The organism is Streptomyces sp. NRRL WC-3549 (assembly GCF_000721935.1).
Taxonomy (GTDB): Bacteria; Actinomycetota; Actinomycetes; order Streptomycetales; family Streptomycetaceae; genus Streptomyces.
Window position 1 is genome coordinate 4,642 of sequence record NZ_KL585428.1, and the last position, 398, is coordinate 5,039.

At 76.4% G+C, this 398-nt stretch carries 1 protein-coding gene; it reads right to left on the bottom strand.

Features of this window, described 5'->3' with window-relative positions:
• Positions 1 to 398, bottom strand: a 398-nt coding sequence (locus IH13_RS0129470; protein ID WP_031089100.1) for a lanthionine synthetase LanC family protein, incomplete at both ends; no start/stop codon positions are given.

Consider the following 398-nt stretch of genomic DNA (forward strand, 5'->3'; position numbering starts at 1 on the left):
ATGTGTATAAGAGACAGGGCCAGGCCTCCGCCCGGTCGGTGGTCCGGTGCACCGCGAGCAGCGACACCAGGCCGCCGGCCGCCCCGCCGCGCACCCCGTACCCGTCCTCGGCCGAACCGGCCGCGCAGCTCAGCCGGGTGGCCGGGCCCGCCCAGTCCAGCACCTCCGGGTCGCCGAGCAGCGTGCCCGCCTCGGTCAGGGCGTACGCGATGCCGCCGAGGCCGGCGAAGGCACCGGAACCGAGCGCACCGAGGTCGTCCACCCGCTGGTGGAGCGCGTCCAGCAGCCCGGGGACCGGTGACAGTGCCGCGCGGGCGGTGTCGGCGTACCGCGACTCCCCGGTCAGCGAGGCGAGTTGGGCGAGGAAGAGGGCCGGGCCGGTGTAGCCGCAGGCGAGG